At 45.9% G+C, this 18,288-nt stretch carries 20 protein-coding genes, 1 tRNA gene and 2 pseudogenes; 7 read left to right on the top strand and 16 right to left on the bottom strand.

What is annotated here, in order from left to right; genetic code table 11:
- Nucleotides 1–60: 60 nt before the first annotated feature.
- From PTQ21_RS15240 to PTQ21_RS15195, 10 genes and pseudogenes are all read right to left on the bottom strand, one after another.
- Nucleotides 61–282: a YuzB family protein gene (locus tag PTQ21_RS15240; protein ID WP_024629198.1), complete on the bottom strand. Its 222-nt coding sequence runs from the start codon at nt 280–282 to the stop codon at nt 61–63.
- A gap of 21 nt (nt 283–303) precedes the next feature.
- Nucleotides 304–606 (bottom strand): hypothetical protein, encoded by a 303-nt coding sequence (locus PTQ21_RS15235; RefSeq protein WP_063564902.1) that lies wholly within the window; start codon nt 604–606, stop codon nt 304–306.
- Between the two features lie 144 nt (nt 607–750).
- A complete protein-coding gene (locus PTQ21_RS15230; RefSeq protein ID WP_062322197.1) occupies nt 751–1,008 on the bottom strand; it encodes a hypothetical protein in 258 nt (85 codons plus the stop codon).
- Between the two features lie 231 nt (nt 1,009–1,239).
- A complete protein-coding gene (locus PTQ21_RS15225) occupies nt 1,240–2,454 on the bottom strand; it encodes a M14 family metallopeptidase (protein ID WP_371129211.1) in 1,215 nt (404 codons plus the stop codon).
- Between the two features lie 240 nt (nt 2,455–2,694).
- Entirely contained in the window at nt 2,695–3,504 is an 810-nt protein-coding gene (racE, locus tag PTQ21_RS15220) for a glutamate racemase (protein WP_072733426.1), read from the bottom strand.
- A 225-nt stretch (nt 3,505–3,729) separates the two neighbouring features.
- Nucleotides 3,730–4,116 (bottom strand): YtxH domain-containing protein, encoded by a 387-nt coding sequence (locus PTQ21_RS15215; RefSeq protein ID WP_274570377.1) that lies wholly within the window; start codon nt 4,114–4,116, stop codon nt 3,730–3,732.
- Between the two features lie 186 nt (nt 4,117–4,302).
- Nucleotides 4,303–5,208 carry a DUF4261 domain-containing protein gene (locus PTQ21_RS15210; RefSeq protein ID WP_274570376.1) on the bottom strand — a complete coding sequence of 302 codons (906 nt, stop codon included), beginning with the start codon at nt 5,206–5,208 and terminating at the stop codon, nt 4,303–4,305.
- 11 nt (nt 5,209–5,219) lie between these two features.
- On the bottom strand, nt 5,220–5,681 hold the full coding sequence (locus PTQ21_RS15205; RefSeq protein WP_063564905.1) for a DUF86 domain-containing protein: 462 nt from the start codon (nt 5,679–5,681) through the stop codon (nt 5,220–5,222).
- Between the two features lie 173 nt (nt 5,682–5,854).
- Nucleotides 5,855–6,142, bottom strand: a complete 288-nt coding sequence (locus PTQ21_RS15200; RefSeq protein ID WP_274570375.1) for a Dabb family protein — start codon at nt 6,140–6,142, stop codon at nt 5,855–5,857.
- Nucleotides 6,143–6,426: 284 nt separating this feature from the next.
- Nucleotides 6,427–6,765: pseudogene (locus PTQ21_RS15195) on the bottom strand (phage holin family protein); the annotation flags it as partial.
- Between the two features lie 493 nt (nt 6,766–7,258).
- On the opposite strand from PTQ21_RS15195, the gene PTQ21_RS15190 reads away from it, so the two are divergent.
- Nucleotides 7,259–7,855, top strand: coding sequence for a helix-turn-helix domain-containing protein (locus PTQ21_RS15190; RefSeq protein ID WP_024629188.1), 597 nt, complete (start codon nt 7,259–7,261; stop codon nt 7,853–7,855).
- 675 nt (nt 7,856–8,530) lie between these two features.
- Here the strand turns inward: PTQ21_RS15190 and PTQ21_RS15185 are convergent.
- Nucleotides 8,531–9,685: a sn-glycerol-1-phosphate dehydrogenase gene (locus PTQ21_RS15185; RefSeq protein WP_111619272.1), complete on the bottom strand. Its 1,155-nt coding sequence runs from the start codon at nt 9,683–9,685 to the stop codon at nt 8,531–8,533.
- A 159-nt stretch (nt 9,686–9,844) separates the two neighbouring features.
- Here PTQ21_RS15185 and PTQ21_RS15180 point away from each other — a divergent pair, with 159 nt between their 5' ends.
- Nucleotides 9,845–10,024: a hypothetical protein gene (locus PTQ21_RS15180; RefSeq protein WP_063564909.1), complete on the top strand. Its 180-nt coding sequence runs from the start codon at nt 9,845–9,847 to the stop codon at nt 10,022–10,024.
- Nucleotides 10,025–10,083: 59 nt separating this feature from the next.
- Here PTQ21_RS15180 and PTQ21_RS15175 read toward each other — a convergent pair.
- Nucleotides 10,084–10,167 (bottom strand) — tRNA-Leu (locus PTQ21_RS15175).
- A 234-nt stretch (nt 10,168–10,401) separates the two neighbouring features.
- On the opposite strand from PTQ21_RS15175, the gene PTQ21_RS15170 reads away from it, so the two are divergent.
- The 4 genes from PTQ21_RS15170 to PTQ21_RS15155 all read left to right on the top strand — a co-directional run bounded on the left by PTQ21_RS15170 (nt 10,402) and on the right by PTQ21_RS15155 (nt 13,642).
- The gene (locus PTQ21_RS15170) at nt 10,402–11,589 is read left to right on the top strand and encodes an adenosylhomocysteinase (protein ID WP_274570374.1); all 1,188 of its coding nucleotides are present in this window, start codon (nt 10,402–10,404) and stop codon (nt 11,587–11,589) included.
- A 40-nt stretch (nt 11,590–11,629) separates the two neighbouring features.
- On the top strand, nt 11,630–12,622 hold the full coding sequence (locus PTQ21_RS15165; protein ID WP_274570373.1) for a Gfo/Idh/MocA family protein: 993 nt from the start codon (nt 11,630–11,632) through the stop codon (nt 12,620–12,622).
- Nucleotides 12,623–12,679: 57 nt separating this feature from the next.
- Entirely contained in the window at nt 12,680–13,075 is a 396-nt protein-coding gene (locus tag PTQ21_RS15160) for a DoxX family protein (protein ID WP_274570372.1), read from the top strand.
- A 207-nt stretch (nt 13,076–13,282) separates the two neighbouring features.
- On the top strand, nt 13,283–13,642 hold the full coding sequence (locus tag PTQ21_RS15155; RefSeq protein ID WP_063564912.1) for a winged helix-turn-helix transcriptional regulator: 360 nt from the start codon (nt 13,283–13,285) through the stop codon (nt 13,640–13,642).
- A gap of 77 nt (nt 13,643–13,719) precedes the next feature.
- Here the strand turns inward: PTQ21_RS15155 and PTQ21_RS15150 are convergent, their stop codons facing one another.
- The 3 genes from PTQ21_RS15150 to PTQ21_RS15140 form a co-directional block, all read right to left on the bottom strand.
- A complete protein-coding gene (locus PTQ21_RS15150) occupies nt 13,720–15,336 on the bottom strand; it encodes a sensor domain-containing diguanylate cyclase (protein WP_063564913.1) in 1,617 nt (538 codons plus the stop codon).
- Between the two features lie 180 nt (nt 15,337–15,516).
- Nucleotides 15,517–16,266, bottom strand: a complete 750-nt coding sequence (locus PTQ21_RS15145; protein ID WP_274570371.1) for a spermidine synthase — start codon at nt 16,264–16,266, stop codon at nt 15,517–15,519.
- Between the two features lie 104 nt (nt 16,267–16,370).
- On the bottom strand, nt 16,371–17,273 hold the full coding sequence (locus PTQ21_RS15140; RefSeq protein WP_053783582.1) for a LysR family transcriptional regulator: 903 nt from the start codon (nt 17,271–17,273) through the stop codon (nt 16,371–16,373).
- 64 nt (nt 17,274–17,337) lie between these two features.
- On the opposite strand from PTQ21_RS15140, the pseudogene PTQ21_RS15135 reads away from it, so the two are divergent.
- Nucleotides 17,338–17,751, top strand: a pseudogene (locus tag PTQ21_RS15135) (helix-turn-helix domain-containing protein); the annotation flags it as partial.
- A gap of 61 nt (nt 17,752–17,812) precedes the next feature.
- Here PTQ21_RS15135 and PTQ21_RS15130 read toward each other — a convergent pair.
- Nucleotides 17,813–18,250: a MerR family transcriptional regulator gene (locus PTQ21_RS15130; protein ID WP_090948885.1), complete on the bottom strand. Its 438-nt coding sequence runs from the start codon at nt 18,248–18,250 to the stop codon at nt 17,813–17,815.
- Nucleotides 18,251–18,288: the final 38 nt, after the last annotated feature.

Below are 18,288 nucleotides of genomic sequence, written 5' to 3'. Positions count from 1 at the left end.
GAGAGGCCGCGGCCTCTCTTTCCTTTCGTGGACAAGTTTGCCCAATGTAAATTCATACAATTACTTTACGAATTTCGCTACTTTTGCAAGCACTTCTTCTTCTGACGGAGCACTGATGTACCTACCGTTGATGAAAACAAAAGCACGCTTCGCGCAAGGACCGCAATACGATTTGCAACCAATTTTGATCTCCGTATCCGGAGCCATTTTCTCCAACTTGGCTACAATCGATTTTAGTCTGATATGATTACATTTTTCGCATACGCGGATATCGTTAGCCATGAGTTCCCCTTCTTCGCTCCCTTAGTGGTCGCCGTGGTTGCCTTGGGATGGATTCGTAATAACGAAGCCTTCTTCAGGGAAGTAAAGGTAATCAATTTTAACGCCATCCAGCAAAGGCTGATCATTCTCAAGAATAACGTCGATCTCTTTATCGGTAGATACAACCGTATCATTTTCTTTTGGCGTATCGATATCGAGTCCGTAGTGGGCATGATCTCCATGTGCATGTGTGATCACAACGCGCAGCAATTTACCTTCGTTCTCAGGCTTGTCCAGTTCAAGTTTTAATACTTTCGCGGCATTACGTGTAATTTTGCAGTTCATTTCATTCATCTCCTATATCGTAATTGCTGGTTCCAACAATTTTTCAGTATTTCTAAACTCCAGCATCTATTGTAAAGAAAATTACTGCGCTTCGCAATAACATTGATGCAAAATCGATGTTAAAACCACCCATTTTGTGTCGGATTAAGACGACGCACCCGCTGTAAGTACCGGATATTTGCGCTCCGCACGACTTACAAACCAGTTCATCAGCAACAACGTAACCCCGATATCATCTATAGGCATAAACGGCATCACGTCAGGAAGCACCCAGTAGAGCAGCGCCGGGATGATGAACAGCAGCTTCTCACCCAAAGGGATCTGAGGAGCCCGCAACAGACGCGGCAGCCGTTTGAATACTTGTGTCCATCGTTTGAATGACAGCAGTCTTCTCCACTTCATATGAACCCCTCCGTATGATTATTGCACTGAAATAAAACAGAACACGTTATAGTCACACCCATCATTACCCGTTCCAGAGCGATCCGGAACGAATGATGCAATATGCAGATTAAAAAAACGAACGCCGGTCACAGCGCCCGTTCCTGTTATACGAGTGGACAACCTTTAAGTTTCATGTCTTCCCATCCAAATTATGTGAAGTCAGATTTCATGGATTCCCGGTCTTCCCTGTTAGTGCTCTCGATCTGTTAATAATTCAGCCAACAGCATGCCAACCTCTACGCAGATGTCATCGAACTGATCCATGGGCAGCGGGTTGACCCCAAGTCCCACTTCTACCGTGAAGCCGGGCTTTCGAAACTTCTGAATGAACCAGTCTTTGTACCCTGCATCACTTCCACCCAGCTTAACTGCCTTGTACCCCGAAGCCCTTGCCAGTCTGCGTGACAGCGGGGCACTCTCCTTTGGCTCCAAATCTCGGTAGTTCCAATAAATTTCTTGTCCCTGACTGTGCAGCGAAACGACAGCATCGAAATGATGTTGCTCGGTCCACTGTGCAAGTGCCCATGCCTCCGGTTCCGATAAGGGAGCGGTTCCTGCATAATCTCTGGGCCCTGGTGTCGTTATCCCTCTTCTAGCTGCTTCTTCCTCCCAATAAGCCGGGAATTGATCGTTAAGGTCTACTCCCCTGATATTAGACTTCCAATGCGTAAAATGGGAGCGTCCAGCATTCCATGCCAGCAATTCTTCTGCATGGGGATGATCATTGACCACGCCCTCTTGCACCAATTCAACTCCATCCGGGTTGACCATGGGCACACCCCACAGCGTAGTTTCCTGCATCCAGCGTTCCGTCTGGAATTGATGCCATGGCGTATGTGTACTGTAGGCCTTCGCATATTCTTCAATGAACCGCATCAGAACCGCCGTTGTCAGCCACTCATTTGCATGAACTGATGCGTTGACATGAATATGTCTGGGGCCTTGACCCAAACGCAGATAAGGCAAATCCTTGCCCATGACACTGCTGCCAATGGAGCCAATCTCGATAAATGGATACTTCTTTTCGAGCAAACCGATATCACGGCTCATTTCACGATAACCATACTCTCCCTGCAACTTGACGATAGTTTTTCCATTTGAATCTGGAATATGAATACATCGTCCGCACCAGTCCGGAATGTTCGCTATTTCTGGGTTGGCCTCGCGCAATTCTTCTTCATTCATTCCAAAACGTAATGCAATCACAGCCACTTTCTCCCCTGGTTGCACTGCATACCTTCGTCCCATTCCCGGCGTAATGCGCAGCATCTGTCCTGTTAGCAAATAGGGCTGGGACGCTGCTTCAGGGTTGAGAGCAGCCAGTAACTCCTTCGTCATATGGTTCGCTGCCGCAATACGCGACAAGGTATCTCCCTGTTGAACAATAATCCATTGCAGCTCCATGTCGATCTCCTTTCCCTTAGGAAATTGTGTAATCTCCCGTCCTTTTCTCGCCTGTGTCCTTACTGTATGTAATATGTATGCGGGTCTGGTTGTCCGTCATGTGACATGAATCGCGTAAATCCCTCCAACATAAGAAAACGTGATGATACATCTGAGCTTCTTATACTTTCGGATATAAACAAAAGAATCCCGGAACACTTAGTGTTCCGGGATTCTTATAAACATTGAAATCAAAAAAAGTTATGGTAATTGGGTAACCTGCCACACAACTGGCGTTTTGGAGATCTGCTCTCCGAGCCATTGGCGGGTAATATTCTGGAACATGCGGGGGTCCCCTGTGCAAAAAAACTGATGGACCGGCGTCTCATCCCCACTGGCCAGCTTTCGTTTATCATACAAAATCGTACTGATTTCCCTTGCCGTTTCATCTGCCGAACTAATCAGCTTCACTTCCTGCCCCATAACCTCCTGAATGGTATCCATGAGAAAAGGATAGTGCGTACAACCCAGAATAAGACAATCAATCGGCTGTTGTTTAATCTGGCCTAGAGATTGCTCCACCGTACTTGTCGTTTGCTTGGAACGGAATTCGCCTTGCTCCACCAGTGGCACAAGTGCCGGACAAGCCTGACTGACCACATCAATATAGGGAGACAACTGTTTGAGTGCAGACGTATATGCACCACTTCCAATGGTCCCCACGGTGCCAATGACACCGATGCGTCCTGTGCGTGTCGCTGTGATGGCTGCTCGTGCTCCAGGATGAATGACACCAATGACAGGCACATTCACCTTGGCTCGAATATAGTCGAGCGCTGCTGCCGTAGCCGTATTACAGGCGATAACGATAACCTTCGGATCGAACTGGATCAAGAAATCAACGATTTGTTCCGTGAATTGTTTAACTTGTTCGGACGAACGGGGTCCGTACGGTGTCCGGGCAGTATCTCCAAAATATATGATCTTTTCCCGTGGGAGCTGACGCATCACTTCCTTGGCGACCGTCAATCCCCCTACACCGGAGTCTAATATAGCGATTGCTTGCTGCACGAACACACCGCTTCCTTCTTCATTGAATTGGTTCTGTTAACATATTGGTTCCCAGAGCTTTCTTCCTACCGTATGAATTTTCAGGCAAAAAGGTACCTACATCTTACCCGATTTCATCGCAGGGTTCAAACAAAATGCCGCATCGTACAACTCCTACACGACCACGCACAACAAAGCAGGCTCCCCTCCAGATGGAGGAAAGCCTGCTCGCGTTCAAGCTTAGCTTTAGATGTTATCTTTGGAGTCGTCGGCAGGAAGCTTCGCAATGACTTCAATGCCAGACTCATTTGCTGCATCTGCATCGATGGAAGAATCGGAATCAGTAATGACGGCGGATACGCGCACTTCTTTACCTTCAGCGCAATTGCGCCACGATTGGATATCCTGGATAACGGCATCTGCCGTCTCTTTTACTTTGGATACGATCTGTGCGCTTTGTTCTCCTACCTTGCTAGCCAGTTCCTGACCCTTCTCACTCACCTGACGTGCACCTTCCGAAATATCTTGACGAAGTTCGCGTCCGGATTTTGGCGCCAGCAGCAAAGCTGTCACTGAACCTACAACCGAGCCGATTAATGCTCCCCACAACAAACTTTTGTTAGAATCCTTCACGTCTCATCTCTCCCTTTACCTTAAATGAAGTACCGAATAACTAAGCAACGGCCTGTTGCTCGTCAATCCGGGCGAATGCCTACTCTGTTGATGCAGTATAAGCAGCAAGGGCTTGACCTGACACTCGGATACCAAAAAAAATTCTGGATGTCGTCTTCGCACCTTCTGACGTTATCGAGATATGTCTCAGGTCTGCCGCGCCGGCTCAAGCGGAGCAGCAGCATGTTCATCACCCGGGTCCAGGTCAATTACATATCGTCCTGGTGCAATCAACGCCGCCTGATGCTCACAACGCCAGCGTCGTCCGCCGGAAGATCCCAGCGTCTGTCCATCCTGTAGAACATCTCCCTGATCAAATATGTAATAGGCGGCACCCAGTAATGTCTGGGCTACCGTATCCGGATCGAGTCCAATAAAATGACACTGTACATCAGGCACACCAAGTGCTGACAAACCTACCGTGTCCATAACCAGCTGACGCTGTTCCTCCGTGCCCCCAGCCTGATACATGCGCACATTCATCGCAGCGTAGAGATGCTCCTCACGCTCCTGTGACAGCACATAGGCTTCTGGTTCAACTAATTTGTCACTTCCGTACCAGTATAACGCCTCACAAGGCAACACTTCCATGACAGCCTGAATCGTCTTTTGGAACAATTCAAGTCGTTGTTTGCGCGGCATGGCAGCAGTGAACATATCATGAAGTCGGATAGAATATTGGATCGTTTCCATAGCTTGTCCTGCTTCTGGCCAATGCCAGGCTTGCTGTAAAGCCCCTCCAAAGCGGGCACGATCTACAATTTCAGTAATGGGGAGCATGCAAGTCTGTGCTGGAATATTACCTTCCTGAAAAGAAACCTTATAATCCAGGTGGTAGAAAACCAGCATCTCAGGATTATGCTCCTCATTACCCCGCTTCACGTCAAGCCGGACTTGTCCGGTATGACGGCTCAGTGCATCATGCAAACGCCCCTGATCTATAACGGGACGTTCCTGAAATAACAGCTCAATCATATATACCGGATGAAACCCGGAAGGTATGTCATTCGTTTCATTATTTACTTCTCGAGCTTCTTTCCGTTCGTTCGTCATGCTGTTTCCCCTCATTCCTTGCTCTGTCCCTCGGCCTGTGCAGTCTGGAAAGGTCCGAGTTCTTTTTCCACATAGGTATTGACCTGATGGGAAAAATGTTCAAGCACGCCCGGCAAGTCACTGCTCAGCGGATGCAGTTCAGACCGCTCCCAGCTGTAATAGTCCTGAACGAGCGGCTTGCGCAACGATACGAGGCGACTAAGCACCTCATAGGTTGCATGATCAAAAACTTTCTCTTCGTGGTTAATTTCAATAATATCGTCATAACTGCTCGCATCACGCATGATGAAGCCATCAATGAGATAACTCCCAACATCCGTAACGATTTCAATCGCCAGATGAAGACAGCGTTCCTGTACCAGACCCAGCATGAGACTGCCATCCCAAGCTTGTGACGCGCGACGAAGACCTTCAGCCACCTCCGGTACGGCAGCAAGCCGGCGGGCAATCTGTTCTCTGTTTACGTAATACAATGTGTTCACTTCCCGTTCAGTGAATTATCGGTTCCTTTTTCCTCTTCGCTTCAGCCAAAATAACATCACAGGACAAGCGATCAGAAACACGACAAAAATATATAAAAATTCCATAACGTCTCTTAAATCGCTCATGCAGAGTCCCCTTTATCCAAAATAGAATGAATAACAGATTAGATTTCGTAGTCCACTGCAATCGACTGCTCTCTGACCTCGTTCATATACTTGATGACTTCCTGATGCAGCGGATGCACCTGATATGCCTGAAGATCTTCCAGTGATGCAAATTCTGCCGTAAGTGAGATGTCAAAAGATCTGTCCGAACGAAGCACGTCAATACCCACTTCAAGCGAGATCAGAACATCAATTTTCCCTTGCAGATTGCGAAGAACATTCGCAGCCGCTTCGATACTTTCAGGAGAAAGATCTTTCATTTTAAACAGAACAATATGTTTAATCATCAAACAAGCACCTCATTTAAGTATAATAATTGGTATGATTGAATTTTCTTGTATCCAAAATATATCATAACGTCCTCTATTACGAAAGGATACTTGGAAACGTTCTCTTCAAAGACAATCTAATCAGGGCTGCTTTCATTCGCTTTGGATTTCTCCTGAGACATATTATCCGTCTGTTCACTTTGGTTTGTCTGTTTTTCCGGTACGACTTCTGCTGCTTGTTCTTTTGTCTCCTTATTCTCCACGTTCGGCTGTGGTTGAGGCCACTCCCTGTCAGACAACCCCTCCTGTTTTTTCAGCACCGCTATAGCCTGTCTGAGCTTGTCAGGCAATGGAAGCCCAATGCGGGCATAATTTTCGGTAATGGATATCAGCTCATTCACCAGATAAAAGTAGATGGCTCCCCCTTTAATGATGTCAGTTCCCATGAGCATGTCAATTCGGTGGGCAAGCAGAATAACCGTTAGCATGAGACCTTTGCGCGCGAGCCCCCAAAATCCAACATTACTATTCAATCCTTTTCCCGTTCTTACTGCCGCAGCGAGACCCGTAATATAATCCACAGCCATTGCAACCGCCAGCAAGCTAAGCAGCTGATCCCATCCACCAAAAGCAAACGTCATGAACGCCCCTGAAATGGCAGCAAAGGTACTTACGGATGGACTCACGTTTCTCACCTCTCCCTCTCACTTGATCTCCATACAAGATATGTAAGAATAAGAGATTTTGACAGTCCACATGCCTTGCTGAACACGCGGATTTCTAATTTCAGATTTGTGCACATTGGAAATGGGTTCCTTTAACGGGAATCGAATATTTATGGGTAAATCAGGGAAATAAACCGCATCATATCAACAAAAAATAGATAAAAGTACTAAAGTCTCACTAATAGGTAATTAGACTCATTTTATTTTTATTCATTATCTATTTGATCCCTTAAATTTAGTGAAACATTGTAATCTAGGAATATACTAGGATGTGAATTGCGTCTGGTCTAGTTCATAATTCCTCCTTTGTAGCGGATTCGCGCATCCACTCATTTGAAACAGGTGCACCCGGCACTTGAAAGTACCCCCGTACTTATTGTAGTATTTGGTTAAAAAAATCGGAGGAAATATGCCTAATCAACCAGAACAACATTCCATCCAGGCGTGGTCTCTGATCAACCGTAAATATTTGGGAAAAGGCGTCCGTGTTAAACGATTCCGAAAACCGACACGCTGTCAAATCCGCAACCGTGTTCTTCTTGCCGTGCTGATGGCCAATGATATCAAGTTGTCTCAGCTCGCCGAAGATCTATCCATCTCTTCACGCAGCGTCAGCGCGTGGGTGTATGAAGGACGGATACCCGGCAGTACCAATTTGGACAAGGCATGCCAATTGCTCGGCTACCCGCGCCACATTCTTTTTAATGAAGAGGTGGTACGCAAAAGCCCTGTCATTTGTCAGCCCGAGCCTTCCCGCTTCATGAAGCGTACGGTGACCCGTTCTCCGGTTAGCAACCGTATTCTAACAGGCTTGTGTATGGTCCATGATTTGTCGGTGACAGATGTCAGCCACTGGATCGGGGTTCACCCCGGCACTTTCCGCAAATGGCTGCATCAGGGAACGCTGCCTTCTGCTGCGTTTCAGGAACAAGCGGAACAATTTTTCCGCATCCCGAAAACTATTTTGTTCGCAGATGTCATCTTGAAAGATCGCCACAATAACTAAATTAGCGAACAACCAAAAGGCTCTGTCCTCTCCCCATTGGGAAAGACAGAGCCTTTTTAAAATACCACTTTCATCGTACAAATTTTATTAGGTTACCATTTCTCCAGTCGGGTGTACTCAGCATCGTCTCTCAGGGGCAATAAGCGGCCCTCCTGCCCTCCAAACAGCTTTGGATGCATCATTCCCTTCATTCCCAGTCACTCCTTAACCTGGGCCGGTACAGCGTGCTCTCTGAACGAGGCGAAAATCCCATTGTCGAAATGCGTGACGACTTATACCCATATGTGCCTCATTGATGATAACCAACCAGTCCATTAAATCATGGATCATTTAAAGAAATATAACTTCGTCGTTAGCTTCATTTTCATAATATATTTGTACGAACAATTTAACACAACACTTTATATAAAGTATAAAAAAAGCCTGTCCCTTAAGGGAGTAGGCTTAATTCAAACTCTAATTCAGCTCGTATAACGTTTGATTTGATCTATCCTTATCTCTTGTAAGACCGTGTTTTTCAAAAATTCATGTGATTTGTTGCTATCGAATTAAGCACAAGCACCTCTAGCGCAAACAACAACACTTCCTTGTCTCGTACATTACAGGATCTACTCATAATTTGTACGTACAACTAAATCCATAAGATAACACTTGTTCATATTATTTTTCCCATCCTTATTTCGAATCCACGTTTAGAATCTCGTTGATATATTTCAGTCCCGTATAACGATCACGAAGCAAATGAGCTGTGTTGAAAGCATGTTCCACCATCTCCATGGATACACCTAGTTGTTCAGTCGTTGTAGGTCCCCCAACTTGCTCAAGCCAAGCTATAAGCTGAGATGCATCCGGCAGATTATTGTATACCTGGAATACCGGCTCGTCGGATTTTTGTGCAAGATCTTTGTATTTTATGGTAAGCAGTGCACAGGCCACTCCCACCTTGGCACCATGCAAAACAGGCTTGTGCCCTGACTCCATCAGATCCATCTCCCACCGATGAGACAGATGATGTTCTCCACCGGATGCCGGACGAGAATGATCAATGATTAGCATGGAAATGCCGGAAGCAATCAGCGCATCGATCAATACACTCACACCATCGGCCCGTCCTTCAGCGATCCCTTGTACATGCTCCACACAGGAAGTTAGTGCTTCTTCTGTCATGCGATAAGCTACGGGGCAGAACGGTTCTCCACCCAGATCCCTGGAAACCACCCAGTCCGCCAGTGATGTATATTTACCAAGCATATCTCCGAATCCGGCTGCATTCATCTCTTGGGGGGCTTGCTCCAAAATATCGATGTCCGCAAAAATAGCTTTAGGCGGTACCGCCTGGAAAGTCTGTTTGACGCCGCTTACAATAAGAGGTGCACCCGCTGAGGTAAATCCGTCAACCGAAGCTGCTGTAGGCACTGACAGAAAGGGCTTGTTCATTTTGGAGCAAACAAATCGCACCAGATCATGAATGGTCCCTGAACCAGCAGCAATGATCGCCTGACTTTCTTGTTTCACACCGAGCAGTACCTGCACAATCCCACCCTCATCGGCGATCACGTCGCCTGCTTTGTTCTCTGGTATGCATATCTCATCCACATGAACGCCCGCTTCTCGGATGTTCTTTACCACCTCGTGTCCCGCTGCCGGACCTGTAAATCGATCATATACCACTGTTACATGTCTGTACCCTTGCTCGGACAAATAGCCAGGTAACCGCTGAATAGCTCCATGCTCCAGATAGACCTGCATTTGCACCAACCGATGATCATGCCCACAAGTACAATTTTGCGCTTCTTCGTTCCATACGGCAATTCGCTTGTTCATATTCATCCGTTTTTAACCTCCCTTAAGAAATATCATGCATAATTACATGGTTAAAACCACAAAATGAAAAAAGGAAATAAAATGTGAGTATTTTCCTGATCACACTTTACTTCCTGTATTAAAAATTTGCAAACCCCAAACTCACATTCCCAAGCAGGTGAACCTATGAAATTAACCAAAGAAATAGGAATTTCTCTCGGATTTCTCGCAGGAACGACATTTGGCAGCGGCATCGCCTTTTTGTTTCGCTTCCAGGCATATGAGGTGATGGCAAGTGTTGCGCTCTTTGGTATTGCTGGAGCGATTGCAGGCCTATGTGTGCAACAATTCATTTTCAATAAATAAAAAAACAAAAAAAGCTCGCGAATTGCCTTTAGAGCAATTTTGCGAGCTTTTTTCTTCGATGCGGTCGAGAGGACTCGAACCTCCACGGGGGTTAGCCCACACGGACCTGAACCGTGCGCGTCTGCCAATTCCGCCACGACCGCATAATATGTATCTTCTCATCATGGATGAAAAGTACTCCGGTCAAGCAATTGCTTGTTTTACCGTAATTAAGAGTATACATGCTCTGTAATAAGTTTGCAATACCTTTTTTCCAAGCTGCAATGAATAGGACATATGTCCTTTTTTAACCCCATCAAACTCCCTATCGTAGACATTAAGCAGATCAAGTGTCCTGTTGGACACGCTATACCTTGCATAGAAAAGGGGAGTTTTGCATGACGATCAAGAACACAACACATGAACGTATTGAAGAAGGAAAACGCAGCATTCACTGGACGGAAATGCATATGCCCCTGCTCGGGGAATTGAAATCCCATTTTGCCAAAGAGCTGCCTTTTGCTGGTTTAACCATCGGTATATGTATTCATGTAGAACCTAAAACAGCTGTATTATGCCGCACACTCCAAGCAGGTGGAGCCAACGTTGTATTGACTGGCAGCCCGGGTACAACCAAAGACGCCGTCGCAGCAGCTCTGCAAGAAGAAGGCATCACGGTATATGGTCAACGTGCGGACAGGCGCAATGAGCACCTGCAAAATATCCAAAGTGTACTTGGTCACCAACCCCATCTCCTCATGGATAATGGAGCTGATCTGGCGCGTACCTTCATTCAACAGTATGATACTAACTCTCTTATTGGTGGTACGGAGGAGACAACGACCGGGGCCAATCTTCTGCGTGAAGAGACGGATGAGAACATTCCTTTCCCCATCATTGTTATTAATGATAGTCCACTCAAACGAATCATGGAAAATGAACATGGTGTCGGACAGACCATTATTGAAGGTTTCATGCGTACTACAAACCTGATTCTGCCTACACGTCGTTTCGTCATCGTAGGTTATGGAACCTGTGGACGAGGCATCGCCAAATATTTGCGGAATCTGGGCAGTCAGGTCGTCGTTGTTGAAACCGATCCGATTGCCGGTCTGGAAGCGGCGCTGGATGGGTTCAGAGTGGCACGATTGGAGGATACATTTGCATTTGCCCAAGTGTACATTACTGTCACTGGCCGTCCTAACGCCATTCTGAAGGAACATTTTAATCAAATGAATGATGGAACGATCCTCGCCAATGCCGGACATTTTTCTTGGGAGATGGATCTGGAAAGTCTCCGTCAGGAGGCGGAGCATACGGAACAACTGACAGCGGATATCGAACAATTTACATTAACCAACGGACGCCGACTCATGCTACTTACTCAAGGCGAGATGCTGAACCTGGCTGGTGGCAGCGGCAACCCTGCCGAAACGATGGATCTAGGCTTGTCCCTGCAAGCCGCCTCCCTCCTATATCTTGTACAACAACGCCAACATCTCACCCTAGGACCACAGCCGGTTCCTCATAGCGTTAACAACACCATTGCCGGACAGATGCTGAAGCATTTAAGCTACAAAATCTAATCATTAAAAATGGTGATATGAATTTAAAGGAGAGGTCCGTATGAGAAAAGCCAAACTTTGTTTTATCGGTGCAGGATTCCATGCATCCACGAATATATATCCATCTGCTGTTGAAGCAGGAGCAGACATTCAGGCCATCGCCACCCGCAGTATTGAACGGTCCGAGGCGGCTCTCCTTCGTTTTGGGAGCAGAGGGAAAGCCTATGACAATACTCAGCTGATGCTGCAGAATGAAGACTGTGACGGCGTCGTTGTTGTGGCGCAACCAGAGGATCAGACAGCACTTGCCCTTGAATGCATCCGGGCTGGCAAAAATGTATACGTGGATAAACCCCTCGGATGGAACGCTGCCGAAGCTGCTGCTGTGGCTGAAGCTGCCCAAAAGGCCGGTGTGGTTGTTATGGTTGGATTCATGAAACGATATGCGCCGGTCTACATGAAACTCAAGGAACTGATTGATGGTGGATCATTGGGGAGAGCACGTTCTTTCCAAATGAAATTTGCTGTAGATAGCACACCATTCTGCAAGGATGAGGAACAATTCATGAAGCTCGCTGCCATTCATATGGTCGATCTGATGCGTTTTCTGTTCGGGGAAGCCGTACAGGTCACAGGCACAACGGTTAAGGACGGAGAACATATTAACCAGGGCATTTCCCTGAAATTTGATCATGGTGTGGTGGGCAGTGCCTACTTTGTTGGCATGAGTGCATGGTCACGCGAAAGCGAAAATGTACTTGTCACCTTTGACAACGGATTTGCGTTAGCAGATGAAATCAACACGCTTACGGTTCATCAATCTCGTACAGGGGAAAACCTTCCCTGGAAATCCCTTGAGGAGCAGGATACTGTTTTCACCCCGTCGAGCTCTCCCATGTCAGGGGCTTATCGCGACCTCTACTTACGAGGATTTGTAGGGGAGATGGCTCATTTTATGGAATGCTGTCAGAACAAATCTGATCCACATTCCAGTGGTAAGGATAATATTGAAACCATGGCGTTATGTGATACCATTCTGGCGTCGCTGATCTGACATTCATATGATATAAGACCAATCATTTTATACAACTAGAGAAGAGGAAAGAAGCACATGTTAGACGCCGGATTACTTATCATTCGACTTGTTATTGGTTTCATTATGATGGGTCATGCATGCAAGAAACTGTTTGGCTGGTTTGGTGGAGAAGGCATATCAGGAACAACCGAATTTTTCGGGGCGATTGGTCTGAGGCCCGCAAGAGTTATGGCTGTCTGTGGAGGCCTTATTGAGTTGATCGGCGGATTCCTGTTTGGAGCAGGTCTGTGGACTGGTTTTGCTGTCATTTTGCTCATCATCCCTATGGTTGTTGCCATAGCAAAAGTTCATGCAGGTAAAGGACTTTGGAATCTGAACGGAGGATTCGAGTACAATCTGGTTATGCTCGGATCACTGATCGGTGTTGCACTTGCGGGTGCAGGAGCTTACTCCCTGGACACTTTATTCTAATCAAGCCTTTCATTCCTGAGAACCTCGGTGTTTCGTGATACGAAACCGGGGTTCTTTGTTGTTTTATCTTCATGCAGATGTATGGGATGGGGTTTATAATCCAAGGGAGAAGTGATATGCTCATAGATGAGTGATATGTACATTTATGTGCTGTAGTACTAAAATTGATACTATAAATAACCACCACGAACTGGAGGTGCAATTATAATGAGAAAAAACCCGGCCGATGGGTGCCCCTCGCCTTATGGCTGTTCCGTCGAAGTCACGCTGAGCGTCATTGGAGGCAAATGGAAAGGTGCGATTCTATATCACCTATTCTCCGGCTCGTTAAGATTCAACGAGATTAGAAAGTTATTCCCTGATATTACTCAGCGGATGTTAACTCTCCAATTAAGAGAGCTGGAAAGCAGCGGAATTGTTCACAGGGAAATCTATCCTCAGGTTCCACCCAAAGTGGAATATTCGCTTACACCGTTTGGAGAAACGCTCCAGCCGATTATTTACAGCATGCGAGACTGGGGAGAACAGTATACAAATGAAGTCCAGGCCAGATCACAAGATGTCTAAACAAAAGACAAAAGAAGCTATCCCTCTCTTCGATGGGATTAGCTTCTTTTGATTTCGAAATGAAAGATGAGTAAACCTTATTTTATGACCGTTTGAATGGTAATGGTCCGATTACGTCCCTCTTCCTTGGCTTGATATAACGCATTATCCGCCAAATGGAACAACTCTGTCGCTGTTGTGGAATGCAGTGGATATTCGGCAATGCCTGCCGAAATCGTCACAGAACGATCAATGGGCAATATACTTTGTTCCACCGATACACGGATATGCTCGGCAATCTGATACGCTGTTTTCGAATCCGTATGTCGCAATAACACAACAAACTCCTCCCCGCCAAACCGGGAACATATATCCTGCGTCCGAACTGACAGTTTAATGATATTCGCGATATGCTTCAGAACCTGATCCCCCGCATGATGCCCATACGTATCGTTTATGGATTTGAAGCGATCAATATCCAGTACCACAATGGAGAACGGAACTTCTTCATCAATCCACTGCTGAATGACTTCTTCAAATGTTCTACGATTGGTCATTCCGGTTAATACATCCGTTCTGGCATCATAAGTAAGTTGATCCTTCTGCTTGCGAAAATTCGCCAATGCAGTCAGCACGGTTCGTGTTAACAAATCCGCTTCCCTGTTCCAATGCGGCTTCATTACAGGCAGATCTACTTTACCCTGATCCACCTGGTTAACCAGGTCTGCAAGATAAACAAATGGACTGGCCAGCTTGCGCGCTACACGAATAACGATAAGTGTCAGAATGATAAACGGAATTGAAGTGTACAGCAGCAACATGCGAATATGTTGATTCAGCTGATCGTATACCATCTGGGTTGGAGATACAACGACAACTCCCCAATCTGTTGTCGGGACCTTATAATAACCTGCGAGTGAATCTACACCCGCCAGATTCTTATATTGTTCTTTGCCCGTCTGGTCGTTAAGCAATTTCTGCACCACTTGATTTTTGCTTAGATTTTCACCGATTCTTTCCGTATCCGGGTGAAACAACAACGTCCCGTTGGCATCCACAATATAAAAATAAGAGCCATTACTGGTCCTCAGTTGGCTGCCAAATGACAGATTCAAAATGTTATTTTCCTGTAGATAGATGCTCCCACTAATTAAACCTTTGAATTCACCTGATGGACTGAAGATCGGTTCACTCACAAAAACGACTCTGCGTTCCGAATAAGGCGCACGATACGCTTCGGATATATAGGAAGACCTCGATTTAAACGCATTTTTCGCTGCATTAGAAGTTATAGGCTGTCCGAGGCTTTTTTCCAAATAAGGAGATGAACCCCGGATTATTCCCGATTCATCTATCAGAGAAACCGAATTGAAATAATTACTGCTGTTTCGAATCAAATCCAGTGTGGGATCTAGTTTTTTGGCGTCTGCATAGTCTATATCCGGAAAATAGTTGGCTGAATACTTCAAACTGCCCTGCATGGATTGAAACAACGAGTCCAGTGTTTGGCTCATCTGCACGGCACTCGAATAATTAAGTGAGAGCGTATTATCAATCAGCGATTGCTTCTGGGATGTATAAGACGAAATAAACATAATGGTCAATGTCATCAAAACGGCAATGGTGACCAATCCACTCAACAGAGCGGTAAGGCTGATTTTTTTGATCTCCCTTACTTTTCTTCTTAATCTGGATGTTTTATTCTTTGCGATCATTATTGCTTCCCCCGGTTTTTCATGAAAAGGCATATTCCTTCTATCTTATATGAAAGTTGTTAAGAAGAAATAAATAGTTTGTGAAGTTCGAATAATTACATAGTAAGATTGACGATTTAATGACAATTGATAACATGATATGACACTTTTCTTCGAAATCATCTGTAACTGTATTTGAGATTAAGATTCATTTGAATCCACAATAACATATCCCTCGCCAGGCTGCTGTTCTACAAACCCAGCCATATGACGCGTTTGAAATGAAATCGGTCCGTCACAACCGACCAAAATACGATTTTGGACTTCATCCGTTGTTTCAGCTGGCAATGCAAATGAGCGCGTATAAGCGAAGTGTTCCTGTAACGTGGTATGAATCGCATTCACCAGTCTGTCATTGCCCGCACGCCCAAATACATTCAGCAATACGATACCACCAGAATGCAATTTGTCTTTTAGCATCGTGAAAAATGAGCTTGAAGTAAACTGTGCAGGTGTTCCCGCAGCCGTAAAAGCATCTACAATAATATAATGGTATGAGCCTGATGCCTCCTGCTCCAATAGTTCACGACCGTCACCAACCAACACATGATCTCCACGATATCCAAAGAAAGTTCTGCTGAGCTCAATGACTTCCGCATCAAGTTCAGCGACTTTTAGTTGACGGTTAGACAAGTAGCTTGATAGGGTTCCGATGCCGTGTCCAATTATAAAAACCGATTCATAATCGGGATTATTTCGTTCAATCAGGTGAACCATCGCCCTTGGATACTCCAGCACCATTCGGGATGGCTCGTCCAGATCCATTGCCCCCTGAACTGCTGCATTGGAGAATTCTAGCACACGAAATCGGCCCTTATCTCCATAAAGCTTGGATGTATCATATATCGTCAACTCATGCTGTTCACTCTTATTTCGGTATAAAACTCGCACTGACCGTTCTCCCTTCGTACTTTTACGCAATGATTATAAGTATAAGTGTGTTTCTAAAAAAAAAACCGACTCCGCTGGAACGGAAACGGTTTTCCCATGACCATTTAGGATTGAATCGCCTCATGCAGAGCCTGGACATACTCCACGCCCAGATTGGAAAGCGAAGCATTCTTATGGCTGATCCAGCCAACATTAATGGTCTCTTCACACTCCAGCGGGACGGGGATAATCTCATTCCCATTCAGGTCGGCACTAAGCACACCTGTTGAGATGGTGTATCCGTTCAAACCGATCAGCAGATTAAACAGCGTGGCTCGGTCGTTAACCTGTATGCTTTTGGGATGAGAAAGCGTGCTTAGGATCTCCTCTGAAAAATGGAAGGAGTTATACTCCCCCTGGTCAAAGGACAGGTATGGATAATCCTGAAGCTGTTCAATCGCAACCGATTCCTGCTTCGCCAGCGGATTTTGCACACTGATAAAAATATGCGGCTTGGCAACAAACAGACTGTTGAACACCAGCCCCGCATCCTTAAGCAATTTGTTAATTACCTTGGAATTGAATTCATTCAGATATAGTATGCCAATTTCGCTGCGCAGGCTTTTTACATCCTGGATAATCTCATACGTTTTCGTTTCCCGCAGAGCCAGTTCATATTCATCCTGTCCATACTGCTGCACCAGCTTCACGAATGCATTTACTGCAAACGCATAGTGCTGTGTGGAGACGGAAAAATGTTGCGGAGACGGCTTCGCGTTCAAATAACGATTCTCCAGTAATTCCGCCTGCTCCACTACCTGGCGTGCATAACTTAGAAATTCCACGCCTTCTTTGGACAAGGTTATCCCTTTATTCGTGCGTTCAAAAATGGTAATCCGCAGCTCCTGCTCCAGATCCCGGATGGCATTCGACAGGCTGGGCTGGGAAATAAACAGCCGCTTGGCGGCTTCATTCATCGAGCCACGCGTGGCGACTTCAATCACATATTTTAGCTGTTGCAGCGTCAATGTATTATTCCCCTCTCTCTGGTGCGTTACTTGATCATACTATACCATATTGCAGCCTAGAGCTCGCGAGGTTCTATATAGCCTGATTCAGGATGAACATGGACATTCCATCAGGCAGTTTGCAGTCCAGAACAGTCACGCACAGCACATCGCTCAAGTCATTGATTTGATTCAATCAGAATACGCCCATCCGCTACGAATCGAGCAATTGGCTTCCATGATCAACATGAGTACATCCTCATTGCATTATCATTTCAAAGCCATTACCGCCATGAGCCCACTACAATATCAAAAACAGATTCGATTGCAGGAGGCACGGCGAATGCTGCTTGCAGGTTTAACCGATGCAGCCGATGCTGCATTCCAGGTTGGGTACGAGAGTCCTTCCCAATTCAGTCGGGAGTACGCTCGCATGTATGGTCTTCCTCCCAAAAGTGATATCAAACGCCTTCGCCATATACTCCATATCGAATGCTAAATATAAGCAAAAAAACCACGTCATAATGACGTGGTTTTTTTGTTCCGCTGGCTAGCAGCGCTCAGGAGAAGATGTTCTTCTTTTCAAATACAGACATCTGATTCTCCCCGGTAATCGGGCACTCATCCGGAAACATGCTACGCTTCTTCATCTTCTCATCGATAAAATCGACGATCTGCTGCAAGGATGCAATCTGGGCTTCAATCTTTTTCCGATGGTTCAGCAGCATTTCACGCTCATCCGGGAAATCTTCAAGGTCCGAATCCATCGACATCTGTAGATAAGGCTTCATCTCCTCCAGAGACATGCCTGTTTTTTTCAAACAAGTAATAAGCTTCATTGTCTGGATGTCCTCCGGACGGTATACCCGATGGCGATTGGCCTTGCGTTCAGCCCGGGGAAGAAGTCCAATCTTCTCATAATAACGAATGGTATCTTCCGATAGCCCGGCCTGTTCTGACGTCTCTTTAATGGAGAACACTTCAGTATCATTCATCATCGTCGACCTCCTCCGCCTTCATTGATCTCTATCTTACA

Origin of the sequence: Paenibacillus marchantiae (genome assembly GCF_028771845.1) — a bacterium.
Classification (GTDB): domain Bacteria; phylum Bacillota; class Bacilli; order Paenibacillales; family Paenibacillaceae; genus Paenibacillus; species Paenibacillus marchantiae.
Note: the sequence above shows the minus strand (reverse complement) of the source record. Positions and strands in the feature narration are given on the sequence as shown.

Excerpts from the sequence above, each read along its gene's own strand:
- PTQ21_RS15185 (WP_111619272.1), bottom strand. The coding sequence starts at position 9,685 with ATGAATATGAACAAGCGAATTGCCGTATGGAACGAAGAAGCGCAAAAT.
- PTQ21_RS15200 (WP_274570375.1), bottom strand. The coding sequence starts at position 6,142 with ATGATTAAACATATTGTTCTGTTTAAAATGAAAGATCTTTCTCCTGAA.
- PTQ21_RS15240 (WP_024629198.1), bottom strand. The coding sequence starts at position 282 with ATGGCTAACGATATCCGCGTATGCGAAAAATGTAATCATATCAGACTA.
- PTQ21_RS15170 (WP_274570374.1), top strand. The coding sequence starts at position 10,402 with ATGACGATCAAGAACACAACACATGAACGTATTGAAGAAGGAAAACGC.
- PTQ21_RS15160 (WP_274570372.1), top strand. The coding sequence starts at position 12,680 with ATGTTAGACGCCGGATTACTTATCATTCGACTTGTTATTGGTTTCATT.
- PTQ21_RS15225 (WP_371129211.1), bottom strand. The coding sequence starts at position 2,454 with ATGGAGCTGCAATGGATTATTGTTCAACAGGGAGATACCTTGTCGCGT.
- PTQ21_RS15180 (WP_063564909.1), top strand. The coding sequence starts at position 9,845 with ATGAAATTAACCAAAGAAATAGGAATTTCTCTCGGATTTCTCGCAGGA.
- PTQ21_RS15165 (WP_274570373.1), top strand. The coding sequence starts at position 11,630 with ATGAGAAAAGCCAAACTTTGTTTTATCGGTGCAGGATTCCATGCATCC.
- PTQ21_RS15190 (WP_024629188.1), top strand. The coding sequence starts at position 7,259 with ATGCCTAATCAACCAGAACAACATTCCATCCAGGCGTGGTCTCTGATC.
- PTQ21_RS15130 (WP_090948885.1), bottom strand. The coding sequence starts at position 18,250 with ATGATGAATGATACTGAAGTGTTCTCCATTAAAGAGACGTCAGAACAG.
- PTQ21_RS15235 (WP_063564902.1), bottom strand. The coding sequence starts at position 606 with ATGAACTGCAAAATTACACGTAATGCCGCGAAAGTATTAAAACTTGAA.
- PTQ21_RS15150 (WP_063564913.1), bottom strand. The coding sequence starts at position 15,336 with ATGATCGCAAAGAATAAAACATCCAGATTAAGAAGAAAAGTAAGGGAG.
- PTQ21_RS15155 (WP_063564912.1), top strand. The coding sequence starts at position 13,283 with ATGAGAAAAAACCCGGCCGATGGGTGCCCCTCGCCTTATGGCTGTTCC.
- PTQ21_RS15210 (WP_274570376.1), bottom strand. The coding sequence starts at position 5,208 with ATGACGAACGAACGGAAAGAAGCTCGAGAAGTAAATAATGAAACGAAT.
- PTQ21_RS15230 (WP_062322197.1), bottom strand. The coding sequence starts at position 1,008 with ATGAAGTGGAGAAGACTGCTGTCATTCAAACGATGGACACAAGTATTC.